Annotated in this window: 9 protein-coding genes; 7 read left to right on the top strand and 2 right to left on the bottom strand. The window is 51.1% G+C overall.

The genetic code is table 11. From position 1 onward, the window contains the following. Positions 1-23 precede the first annotated feature (23 nt). A complete protein-coding gene (locus DWV73_RS05195; RefSeq protein WP_022359155.1) occupies positions 24-689 on the bottom strand; it encodes an HAD hydrolase-like protein in 666 nt (221 codons plus the stop codon). Then, a complete protein-coding gene (locus DWV73_RS05190; protein ID WP_107001452.1) occupies positions 686-1,492 on the bottom strand; it encodes a 3-deoxy-manno-octulosonate cytidylyltransferase in 807 nt (268 codons plus the stop codon). Before DWV73_RS05190 ends, DWV73_RS05195 begins: the two co-directional genes overlap by 4 nt. A 233-nt stretch (positions 1,493-1,725) precedes the next feature. On the opposite strand from DWV73_RS05190, the gene DWV73_RS05185 reads away from it, so the two are divergent. The 7 genes from DWV73_RS05185 to DWV73_RS05155 all read left to right on the top strand — a co-directional run bounded on the left by DWV73_RS05185 (position 1,726) and on the right by DWV73_RS05155 (position 12,484). Continuing rightward, positions 1,726-3,657: a thiamine pyrophosphate-binding protein gene (locus tag DWV73_RS05185; RefSeq protein ID WP_107001453.1), complete on the top strand. Its 1,932-nt coding sequence runs from the start codon at positions 1,726-1,728 to the stop codon at positions 3,655-3,657. Positions 3,658-3,673: 16 nt separating this feature from the next. Beyond that, positions 3,674-4,609, top strand: coding sequence for an NAD(P)-dependent oxidoreductase (locus tag DWV73_RS05180; RefSeq protein ID WP_117796036.1), 936 nt, complete (start codon positions 3,674-3,676; stop codon positions 4,607-4,609). Positions 4,610-4,860: 251 nt separating this feature from the next. Further along, positions 4,861-5,835, top strand: coding sequence for a glycosyltransferase family 2 protein (locus DWV73_RS05175; RefSeq protein WP_107001455.1), 975 nt, complete (start codon positions 4,861-4,863; stop codon positions 5,833-5,835). Beyond that, positions 5,825-8,011, top strand: coding sequence for a glycosyltransferase family 2 protein (locus tag DWV73_RS05170; protein ID WP_117796035.1), 2,187 nt, complete (start codon positions 5,825-5,827; stop codon positions 8,009-8,011). Before DWV73_RS05175 ends, DWV73_RS05170 begins: the two co-directional genes overlap by 11 nt. Positions 8,012-8,017: 6 nt before the next feature. Further along, positions 8,018-9,016 carry a glycosyltransferase family 2 protein gene (locus tag DWV73_RS05165; RefSeq protein WP_022359149.1) on the top strand — a complete coding sequence of 333 codons (999 nt, stop codon included), beginning with the start codon at positions 8,018-8,020 and terminating at the stop codon, positions 9,014-9,016. A gap of 159 nt (positions 9,017-9,175) precedes the next feature. Continuing rightward, complete coding sequence (locus tag DWV73_RS05160; RefSeq protein ID WP_107001457.1) at positions 9,176-11,041, top strand: LCP family protein; 1,866 nt, start codon at positions 9,176-9,178, stop codon at positions 11,039-11,041. A gap of 21 nt (positions 11,042-11,062) precedes the next feature. After that, positions 11,063-12,484, top strand: a complete 1,422-nt coding sequence (locus DWV73_RS05155) for an undecaprenyl-phosphate glucose phosphotransferase (protein WP_107001458.1) — start codon at positions 11,063-11,065, stop codon at positions 12,482-12,484. Positions 12,485-12,488: the final 4 nt, after the last annotated feature.

Raw genomic sequence — 12,488 nt, 5'->3', positions numbered from 1 at the left:
GTCCTCTTGTTATGTTTGTAATTTTAAAAATTGACTCCCAGAAACGCCCCGATATCATGCGTATCCTTTGCCGTATAAACTGGCGCATATTCCTGCCATGCCTCCGCGGTATCTGGTCCGAAGCCGTAGGTGACTGCCATAAAATCGACAGCTGCCTCTTTGGCACCTTTTCCGTCGGAAGAGGTATCACCGATAAGAACTGCCTCGGATGGAGACAACTCCAAAGCTTTTAAGCACTTGTGCAGAACGTCAGCCTTCGTCATTTTGCTGGCAAAATCGCTGCCGCAGATGGAGTCACAGAGTTCTGTGAAATGGTAATGTTCCAGCAGAGTCAGCGCATAATCTTCACGTTTCAGGGTGGCAACCCCGATCTTGCAGCCCTGTGCGCGGAGTGCGCGGATCAGGTCTTTGATACCGGCGTATGGCTCGGCTTTCAGCAGGTCGTGATCCTTGTACTGGGTGCGGAAAATCTCGGTTGCGTGGTTCGCGGCGTCCTCGTCCAGTCCATAGAGGCGGATGAGCGACAGCTTGACGGGCGGTCCGATAAAGGTGCGGAGTGTCGCCTCGTCGAGGGCAGGTTTTCCAAGTGCTTCTACCGTGTGACGCACGCTCGCAAAGACGCCTTCGGATGTATCGAGCAGCGTGCCGTCGAGGTCGAAGATCACGCCGCGGTATGTTTTCTTATTCATAGGGTGCTAGTCCTCCTGTGTAAAATCGCCTGTACTGTTTCAAGGTCGGCGGGGGTGTCTACGGAAAGCGTATATCCGCAGATGGGAAGAAATAGGATCGTTTTCCCATATTCGAGGAAACGCAGCAAATCCACGCCCTCGATCTGTTCCAGAATGCCCGGTCTGCTCTGGCAGAAGAAATCGAGCGATTCCCGCGTATAAAGCCCGATACTCACAAATTTCCGGGAAGGTTCGTCAAGCGTCCCCTTGCGGAATGGAATTGGCGCACGGGAAATGTAAAGCCCTGTGCCGTCCGGGCGGCAGACTACTTTTATGTTGGATGGATCGGCTGTCTCGGCATCGTTCGGGATATCTGCCATGGCATTGATGAGAAATGGACGCTGTACATTTTCTTTTGAGGTAATAACAGTAAGCGCCTGCTCCATAAAATTTTGCAGAATCTCCGGTGTCAGAAGCGGTTCATCCCCGCCGATCATCGCATAAAAATCAAATTTCCGCGAAGAAGCAGACTTGGAATCTTCCAGAATCGTCACCGCCTCCTGAATGCGGGAGGTCGGATTCTGATGGGAATGGGAGGTAAAAACCGCCTCAAATCCATATGTCTGGCAAACAGCAGCAATCTCAGGGCTGTCGGTCGCAGCGTAAACGGCATCAAATACACCGCTGTTCCGCGCCGCCGCGAGAACCCGCACAACCATTGGAATCCCATCAATCTGTTTCAATGCCTTTCCCGGAAAGCGAACCGAATTAAGCCGCGCCGGAATCAGCGCGCAGACCTTTTTTTCCTGTGCTAATCGATTCATAAGACGTTCCTCTGTATGATAAAGCAGTTACATAAAGTAAACTGAACCGTAACGATTCAGGCATACCGATGTGAACCGGATGCTGACCTTTATTATAGAAAAGAAATAGGAGAAATACAAGATAGCATAAGAAAAATGTAAGGAGTTGGGAAAATGCCGTGTCGGCTATGAAAAAAGAAATATGTGTGGTATAATATGACCACTTGACAAGGTATTTTCAGGAGGAAATCAAAATGAAACAGAAACTTTCTAATTATATAGCAGAAAAGCTTCTCGCATCCGGCATCACGGATGTGTTTATGATCACGGGCGGCGGCGCGATGCATCTGGATGACGCGCTGGGGCATCAGGAAGGACTTCACTGCCTCTACAATCATCATGAGCAGGCATGTGCGATGGCAGCGGAGGCGTATGCCCGCATCCACAACAAGATTGCGGCAGTGTGCGTGACGACGGGACCTGGCGGCATCAATGCGATGAACGGCGTTGCGGGCGGATTTCTGGATTCAATCCCGATGTTTGTCATTTCCGGACAGGTGCGTTATGACACGACAGCGCGCAGCACGGGACTTCACCTGCGCGCGATGGGCGATCAGGAGTATGATATCACCAAATCGGTTGCCAATATGACAAAATACTGTGAGATGGTGATCGATCCGATGCGTATCCGCTTCTGTGTGGAAAAAGCCCTGTATCTGGCTTACAACGGTCGTCCGGGTCCTACCTGGCTGGATATTCCGCTGAATGTGCAGGCGGCAATGATCGAGACAGACGATCTGATCGGCTTTGATCCGGAGGATTATGAGGCGGGCGGAACCGGCTGGGCGGCAGAGAGCGCGTCCGAGATTCCGGAGGATACCGCCGGAAAAGGTGAATTTCGTGCAAAACTTCCGGCACGTGTGACGAAGGAGACGGCGCGTGCGATCATCGAGAAAGTCCGCACCTCCAAACGTCCGGTGATCAATGCCGGAAATGGTATCCGTATCGGCGCGGCGCACGATGTTTTCATGCGCGTGGTTGAAAAGCTGGGAATCCCGGTTGTGACCGGCGCGGACAGCATCGACTGTATTTATGACGAACACCCGCTGTACATCGGAAAAGGCGGTAACGTCGGCGATCGCCCGGGCAACTTCGCGATCCAGAATAGCGATCTGGTGCTGTCGCTCGGAAGCCGTCTGAGTTTTCGCCAGGTCGGTTACCGTTTTACTACCTGGGCGCGCGAGGCGTATGTGATTGTGAATGATATCGATGCAGAAGAGCTGAAAAAGCCTACTCTGCATGTGGACATGCCGGTTCACGCGGATGTGAAGGATCTTCTGACCGTGATGGACGAGGTTCTTTCGGAGGAAGGAAAAGCGGACGGCGCGGCTTCGATGACGCAGGAGTACAAGGACGCGCAGGCAGAGTGGCTGCGTATCTGCCAGGGCTGGAAGCATGATTATCCGGTGGTTCTGCCGAAGCACATGAACGGCGGCACGGAGACAGAGGCAAACGTATATGCATTTGCGTATGAGATGAGCCGCCGTTTAAATGAGAACCAGATCGTGGTTGTGGGGAATGGATCTGCAAATGTTGTGTGTGGACACGCAAATATTGTGAAAAAGGGACAGAGATTTATCTCGAACTCCGGCATCGCTTCGATGGGCTACGGACTTCCGGCATCGATCGGCGCGTGCGTGGCAGATCACAGCCAGGATATTATCCTGATCACCGGAGACGGCAGTATTCAGATGAATTTACAGGAGCTTGAGACAGTTGTCAGCCACCGGATGCCGATCAAGATCTTCATTATCAATAACGGCGGTTACCATTCCATCCGCCAGACCCAGAAGAATTTCTTCGGCGAGCCGCTCATCGGTATCGGCGTGGACAGCGGCGATCTTGGATTCCCGAGTATGGAAAAGCTGGCGTGGGCGTATGGATTCCCATATGTATCGATTCATGGAAACAAGGAGCTGGGCGAGAAAGTAGAAGAAACGCTGGCGATGGACGGTCCGGTGATCTGCGAGGTATTTGTAACGCTGGATCAGAACTTTGAGCCAAAGTCCGCGGCGAAGAGACTGCCGGACGGAACGCTTGTATCGCCGCCGCTGGAGGATCTGTCCCCATTCCTGCCGGACGAGGAGATGGACCGTATCATGCTGATTCCGCGTATTAAAAAATAGTAAAGGAAACGATAGAATGAAGATAGTTGTCACAGGCGCCACCAGCTTTGTAGGTCTGGGGGCGGTGCGCGAGCTGTTACATCGCGGACATCAGGTATACGCCGTACTGCGGGAACATTCGACGAAAGCGGATCTGCTGCGGGAAAATGGAAAATTTCCGCAGGGACTCACGATTTTGGAGGAGGATCTGGGGAATCTCTCGAAACTGCCGGAACGGATTCCGGGCGGATGCGATGTGTTTCTCCATATGGGCTGGCGCGGTGCAGGGAGTGATTCACGGAAAAATGAGTCAGTCCAGGAGGAGAGCGTGCAGGACGCGCTGAATGCCGTCCGCGTGGCGAAAGACCTCGGATGCCGGCGGTTTCTCTTTACAGGTTCGCAGGCGGAGTATGGCGTCAAGAGCGAGCTGACAGACGAGGAGACGGTCTGCGAGCCGACCTCCCCGTATGGACGCGCGAAACTGGCAGTACGGCAGCAGGCGGAAGTGCTCTGCCGGGAACTGGGACTGGATTACGGGCATGCACGGATTTTCAGCACGTATGGACCGGGTGATCACCCGTGGTCGCTTCTTTCCTCCTGTGTCCGGGTCTTCCGGGCAGGGGAGAAGATGACGATGACCGCCTGCACGCAGCTCTGGAACTTCATGTATATTGACGATGCGGGGCGCGCTCTGGCGGATCTGGCAGAATATGCGGGAAATCTCACGGATCACGGATGTGTCTACAATCTGGGCGGTCCGATGGATGAGACAGGACCGCTGCGCGGGTTTGTCGAGACGGTCTATGAGCTGTGCGGCAGGCAGGGCAGCATGGAATTTGGCGTCCGCCCGCCGAATGCAGAGGGAATCGTCAATCTAATCCCGGATATCCGCAAGATGGAGCGGGTGGTTGGCTGGAAGCCACAGGTATATTTTGAAGAAGGAATGAAGAGAATTCTAGCTTTTCAGAAATGATTTTTCTGCCCTCTGTGCAGAGTGACGGGAGAGAATGGTAAATATTTGGACATATTTTATCAGTTTATGCCAAGTAAATAGCGAAGCAGCCAAAAATCGTTAAGAAAATTGTAGGTTGTCAAAAGAGAGAAAGACGTTTAAAATAAAGGCAGTATAGCCGAAGCGGCTTTCTCTTTTTTTTGTGTTCGAAATTTGGTGGAACGAAACAGAAGAGTTTAAACAAAAAGCAAATTAATAGGAATCAGAAAAGTATGAAAAAAATCAGTATATTAATTCCCTGCTACAACGAGGAAGAGAATGTAGGTCCGATCAGCGAGGCGGTTGTGGAGACGCTGGAGCGCGATCTGCCGGAATATGACTATGAGCTTGTCTTTATCGACAATGATTCGACGGACCAGACGCGCCCGATTCTTCGGAAGATCTGCAGCGAGAATCCACGGATCAAGGCAATTTTTAATGCCAAAAACTTTGGACAGTTCAATTCCCCGTATTATGGAATGTTACAGTGTACCGGCGACTGCGTGATCAGCATGGTGGCAGATTTTCAGGATCCGGTCGATATGATCCCGAAATATGTCCATGAGTGGGAAAATGGCTACAAGATTGTCATCGGCATCAAGACGGGAAGCAAGGAAAACCCGATCATGTATGCGCTGAGGAGCTGCTATTACAAGATGATAAAGAAACTCTCCGATGTCGAGCAGATTGAGCATTTTACCGGTTCGGGTCTGTATGACCGCGATTTTATTGAGATTCTGCGGGAGCTTGACGATCCGACGCCGTTTCTGCGCGGAATCGTGGCGGAGCTTGGTTATAAGCGCAAGGAGATCCCATATATCCAGCCGCAGCGCCGCGCAGGCAAGACACACAACAATTTTTACCGGCTCTACGATGCTGCGATGCTCAGTGTGACCTCCTATACGAAGGTCGGTCTGCGCCTGGCGACGATATTTGGAAGTATCTGCGCGGCGATCAGTATGATCGTGGCGATTGTATATCTGGTGATGAAACTGCTTCACTGGTATGATTTTCCGGCTGGTATGGCGCCGGTTCTGATTGGAATGTGCTTTTTAGGGTCGGTTCAGATCTTTTTCATCGGTCTGGTGGGAGAGTATATTTTATCGATCAATTCGAGAGTCATGAAGCGTCCACTGGTAGTGGAGGAAGAGCGGCTGAATTTTGATACACCGGTAAAAAAAGTTGGGGGCAAACAGCATGAAATGTAATGTCGATGTAGTTCGGATTCGTGAAAATTCGATTCAGCTCAATGGCTGGGCGATCGGAAAGACGCCGGAAACGGAGATCACCTATCAGGTTGAAGATGGGGCACATCAGCCGATCCGGTTTCAGTATGTGGCGACCCGCCGCGACGACGTCAGCCAGATTTATTTTGGGCGAACGGTAGAAAAAGAGCTTGGATTTGATATCCAGTTCCCGTATGAGCGCGGAAAAGATTATTATCTGATCGCAAAAGGCGAGGGCCGCAAAATCCGCATTAAATATAATGAAGAACTGATCCGCAAGCGCAGCAGTGTGGCGCACAAGCGGATGCAGAAGATCCGCGATCTGATGAACATGGAGACTGTGCGGGTCTGTCTGGATTTCTGGAAGGAAAACGGTCTGAAAGCCCTGCTGGTAAAATCCAAGCACAAACTGCAGGGAATTGACAATGACTACGATTACGGCGAGTGGTATTCACTGACGAAGCCGACGGCGGAGGAGCTGGAGGAGCAGAGGAAAAAGGCGTTTGACGCACCGGTTAAATTCTCGATCGTGATTCCGGCATTTAAGACACCAGAGCGATTTTTGCGGGAAATGCTGGATTCGATCGCGGAACAGACATACGCAAACTGGGAGGTCTGCGTGGCGGACGGCAGTCCGGCAGGACAAAGCTGCGAGCGGGTGCTGGAGCAGTATGCGAAGAAGGACAGCCGCTTTAAATACGTAATTTTAGGCGAAAATAAGGGCATTTCCGGCAATACGAATGCAGCAATGGATATGGCGACCGGCGATTATATCGTGCTGGCAGACCATGACGATAAGCTGACACCGAATGCGCTCTATGAGTGTGCGAAACTGTTACAGGAACATCCGGGATGCGACTGCTTCTATTCGGATGAGGACAAGCTGGATATGGACGGCGGCGCTTTGTTTGATCCGCATTTTAAGCCGGATTTCAATATCGATCTGCTCTGCAGCGTCAACTATATCTGCCATCTGTTTGTAGTCAGCCACGATCTGGCAGCGCAGGTGGGCGGCTTCCGTCAGGAATACGACGGAGCGCAGGATTATGACTTCATTTTCCGTTGTACGGAGAAGGCGAAGGAGATCCGCCATATCCCGAAGGTGCTGTATCACTGGCGCTGCCACAAGGATTCGACAGCGAGCAACCCGGAGAGCAAGCTGTACGCATTTGATGCGGGTGCGCGCGCGATCATGGATCATTATAAACGCGTCGGTATCGAGGCGGAGCGCGTGGAAAAAGGTGTGGACTACGGCATTTATCACTCTGTATATAAAATTCAGGGAGAACCGCTGGTATCGATCATCATTCCGAACAAGGATCACCATACGGATCTGGATCTATGCCTGCGGGCGATTGAGACGCGGGCAACGTACCGCAATGTTGAGTTTATCATTGTAGAGAACAACAGCACGGAGAAGGAAACCTTTGAATACTATGAAAAGATTCAGAAGGAATTTTCCAATGTCCATGTGGTAACCTGGGAGCGCGAGTTTAACTATTCGGCGATCAACAACTTCGGCGTGACCTTCGCAAAGGGCGAATATCTGCTGTTTTTAAATAATGATACCGAGCTGATTGCGGAGAATTTCATCGAGGAGATGCTGGGACTGTGCCAGCGGGAGGACGTCGGCGCAGTTGGCGCGAGACTGCTCTATCAGGATGATACGATCCAGCATGCGGGCGTCGTGGTTGGTTTCGGCGGCATCGCAGGGCATACGTTTATCGGGCTTCATAAGGCGGAAAACAGCTATTTCCACCGTGCGATGAGTACACAGGATTACAGCGCTGTGACGGCGGCGTGCCTGATGACAAAGAAAGTGCTCTTTGATGAGGTCGGCGGCTTTACGGAGAAGCTGGCGGTCGCATTTAACGATATCGATTATTGCATGAAAGTGCGGGCATCAAATCATTTAGTGGTTTACAATCCGTACGCATTGCTGTATCATTATGAGTCGAAGTCAAGAGGACTGGAGGATACGCCGGAGAAGGTGGCACGTTTTAACAGGGAGATCAAGATTTTCTCGGAGCGCTGGCCGGAGATCCTTAAAGATGGAGATCCTTACTACAATCCGAACCTGACGCTGCGGAAGTCCAATTTCGCCCTCAGGGATCTGAAAAAAGAGAAAATCGGAGAACCGTATCATCTGGAGGTATAACCCGGGATGGAGATTACAACGACAATTATTATTCCCAATTATAATGGGTTGAAATTTATGGACGAATGCATCCGTTCACTGAATGCACAGACGTATCCGAATTTCCGGACACTGGTGGTGGACAACGGTTCGACGGACGGAAGTGTGGAGTGGCTGAAGGAACATCAGATCGATACGATTTTCCTGCCGGAAAACACGGGATTTTCCGGTGCAGTCAACGTCGGAATCAAGGCGGCAGACACACCGTATGTGCTGCTTTTAAATAATGACGTCCGGGTGGACGAGTATTTCGTGGCGGAGATGGTGCGTGCGATCGGTCAGTCGGAGCGCATCTTTTCCGTCAGCAGCCGGATGATCCAGATGTACCATCCAGACAGGCTGGATGATGCAGGCGATATGTATTCCCTGCTTGGCTGGGCGTACCAGCGCGGCGTGGGACGGGATCTTACGCATTACCGCCGTTCAAGCCGGGTATTCTCGGCGTGCGCGGGCGCAGCGATCTACAGGAGAGAGGTATTTGAGGAGATAGGCTATTTCGATGAGATGCATTTTGCCTATCTGGAAGATATTGATGTGGGCTATAGAGCCCGGATTGCGGGTTATGACAATATATATTGCCCGGCGGCGCTGGTATGGCACGTCGGAAGCGGAACCAGCGGTTCCAAGTACAATTCATTCAAGGTTAAGCTGGCGGCACGCAACAATGTGTATCTGAATTATAAAAATATGCCGTGCTTACAGCTTATCATAAATGCGATTCCGATCGCAGCGGGGATTTTCGTGAAATATTCATTTTTCAGGAAACTCGGGTTTGGAAAAGATTATCTGGAAGGTCTGAAAGAAGGCATACGGACGGCAAAGAAGTGTAAAAAAGTGGCGTACCGCCCGGAACGGCTTAAAAATTATCTGGCGATAGAGCTGGAACTTTTAGCTGGGACATTTCTCTATGTCTATGAATTTGCTGTGAGACAGATCGAGAAAAAAGCAGCATCTGATAAATCGTGAGGAAAAGGTTAGAGTTGTTACTGGGCGCGTATGTGTGGACAGTAACTTAGAGTTTGCGCGATGTGTGAACGGTCATGGTTTAGCAGATGCAACACGGAGAAAGGCTGCTTATCAGACAATGTCTGAGCGGCAGCAAGCAAGTGAAAGATGAGGTAGCTTATGAATTATGAGGATGATGAGCTGGAGCGCATGAGGGCGCGCCGCGAGGGCAGAAGCAGCCGTGCCAGTCAGGCAGGGTATTCTTCGCGCGGCAGTTCTGCTTCCGGCACCAGCCGCAGAAGAGTCAGCAGTACAGTCGAAAATAGCCAGAGAAAAGGTGAGGCGGGCAGCAGTTCAGTACGTTCCGGCTACAGCGGTCCTAAGAGCGCTGGAAGTGGAAAAAAGAGTTCGGGACGCCGCGGCAGCCATTACCGTAAATCGGCGCGCCACAGAAAGCATATGATCATTGCGGCGGAGATTGTCGTGATTATATTGATGATTCTGGGCGGTGCGTTCTGGTATATGTATCACAGAACCTTCGGTTCTATGCAGAAGATTGATTTCAACGAGGACCAGGTTAAGAACGTCAATCTGTCCCAGGAACAGATCGATGATATGAAGGGCTACATGACCGTGGCGTGCTTCGGTGTCGATTCGCGAAGTGAGCACGGGCAGATGAATGTCGGAAAAGGTACGAACGCGGATGTCAACATGATTGCCAATATCAATCTGGAGACGGGTGAGATCCGCCTTGTATCGGTATTCCGGGACAGTTATCTGAATATCAACGATAAAAACTCTTATAATAAGATCAACGCCGCTTACGCACAGGGCGGTCCGGAGCAGGCAGTTAAGGCGCTGAATAAGAACCTGGGTCTTAACATTACCCAGTATGCGACGTTCAACTGGAAAGCGGTTGCGGATGCCATCAACATTCTGGGCGGTGTAGATGTCGAGCTGAGTGATGCAGAGTTCTCCTGGATCAATGCCTTCATCACGGAGACCGTAAAGGAGACTGGTATCGGTTCTCATCAGCTGACCCATGCGGGCAATGTACATCTGGATGGTATCCAGGCAGTTGCATACGGACGTATCCGTTATTCAGATACGGACTATGCGCGTACCGAGCGTCAGAGAATTATTCTTCAGAAAGCCTTTGATAAGGCAAAAAATGCAGACTGGGCGACACTCAACTGTCTGATTCAGACGATCATGCCGCAGCTTGCAACCAATGTTGATATTACGGATTTGATTCCGCTGGCACGCAATATCGCGAAGTTCCATATTGGTGAGACCGCGGGATTCCCGGCAGCCAGAGGTGAGCAGGATGTTGGAAAGATCGGTGACTGCGTTATCCCGCAGACACTGGAGTACAACGTAAAAGAGCTTCATAAGTTCCTGTTTGATGAGGAAGATTATCAGGTTCCGTCTAATGTTAAGGAGTACAGCAGCCATATCGCGCAGGTAACGGGGCTTACGACGAATGCGAAGCTGATTGGTCATGTTCCGGTCGATCAGGGTGTCAGCGCCCAGACGTTTATCAAGAAACGGGCGAGCCGTATTGCCGCGCAGGCAGCGGCGAAGGATGCCGCTAAGAAGTCATCGACGAGTGCTTCGGACGAGTCGGATGACGAGAGCGGGGATGAGACCAAGAAGGGCGAGAGCGAGAGCTCGATCGGATTGGACGAGATCTTTGATCCGGATGAAGACTGGATTGACTGGGAGGAAGAAGAGTCGAAGAGCAACAGCAGTAAGGGACCAGGAACAACGACGACTCCCGGCAAGAAAAATCATACGGATAAGACAACCGAGGCGGATGATTCTTTATCCGGACCAGGCAGCACATCGGAGACGAAGTCTTCCGTTGCAAAACCGGGATCTACAACCACGACAGCGGCAGAGACAGCGGCATCCAGTGAAAAGACTTCTCCGGGTGCATCAGATAATTCCGGTGTGAAAAGCCCGGTCACAGAGATTCAGGATCCGGGGAATTCCGGAAACAGCGATGCAGCAGGCCCCGGCGGTCCGGCAGGTCCGGGAGCTTAATCTGAATTCAGGTGATATACTATGATAAAAGATAACCAGAAACGGCTGAACCATTTCCACGTAGTGCTGGACGCATGTGTCATTGCATGCGCCTACGCACTTGCGTGGTTTATCGTCAATGGAACGTCGTGGTTTAATGTAACAGGGCATAATAAGAGCGCAATGGCAGTCGTCTATCTGGCGGCTGGCGTTCTTATTGTACCGTTTTATTTGATTTTATACGCATTTTTTCATCTTTACACGCCCAAACGGGTTCAGGGAAGACGGGTGGAGTTAGCCAATATTTTTAAGGCGAACATCATCGGTCTTTTGGTGATCTCACTGATGCTTTACCTGGGCGGTAAAAATGAGTATTTCCACAACTTCTCCCGTCCGATGGTATTTTTGTTTTTTGGCATCAATCTCTTTGCTGAGATTCTGATGCGGAATATCCTGCGGATAGCGCTTCGGTCGATGCGGTCGAAGGGATATAACCAGAAGCATCTGCTTCTGGTCGGTTACAGCCGGGCAGCGGAAGGATTTATTGACCGTGTGAATGTCAACCCGGAGTGGGGCTATAAAATCCGCGGTATTCTGGATGACCATGAGGAGTGGGGCAAAGAATATAAGGGAGTGCGCGTGATCGGCAAAATTGACGATCTGGATACGATTCTGGCGCTCAATACGCTGGATGAGATCGCGATCACCCTGAGCATCCAGGAGTATGGAAAACTGGAAAAAATCGTGGCAGGCTGTGAAAAATCGGGTGTGCATACGAAATTTATCCCGGATTATTATAACTTTATCCCGACCCGTCCGTTTATGGAGGATCTGCAGGGACTTCCGGTGATCCACATCCGCCATGTGCCGCTCACGAATCTGCTCAACGCAACGATGAAGCGGACGATGGATCTGGTCGGCGGCATGATGGCGCTCATCCTGTTTTCACCGGTGATGCTGGTGACGGCGATTCTTATAAAGGCGACTTCGCCGGGACCGGTCATTTTCTGTCAGGAGCGGGTGGGACTTCACAATAAGCCGTTTAAGATGTATAAGTTCCGCTCGATGGCGGTACAGTCGGCGGCAAAGGAGAAAAGCCAGTGGACGACGCCGGGAGACCCGCGTGTGACTCCGATTGGAAGATTTATCCGGAAGACGAGCATTGACGAGCTTCCGCAGCTGTTTAATGTTCTGAAGGGCGATATGAGCCTGGTTGGACCGCGCCCGGAACGCCCGTTTTTCGTTGAAAAATTCAAGGAAGAGATTCCGCGTTATATGATCAAACACCAGGTGCGTCCGGGAATGACCGGATGGGCACAGGTCAATGGTTACCGGGGCGATACCTCGATCACGAAGCGGATTGAGCATGATCTGTATTACATCGAGAACTGGACGCTGGGATTTGATTTTAAAATCATGTTTTTGACGGTTTTTAAGGGCTTTATAAATAAAAACGCGTATTGATGAG

This window comes from Clostridium sp. AF12-41, from assembly GCF_003461685.1.
GTDB classification, from domain to species: domain Bacteria; phylum Bacillota; class Clostridia; order Lachnospirales; family Lachnospiraceae; genus Otoolea; species Otoolea fessa.
This window is presented reverse-complemented; position numbering and strand designations above follow the sequence as displayed.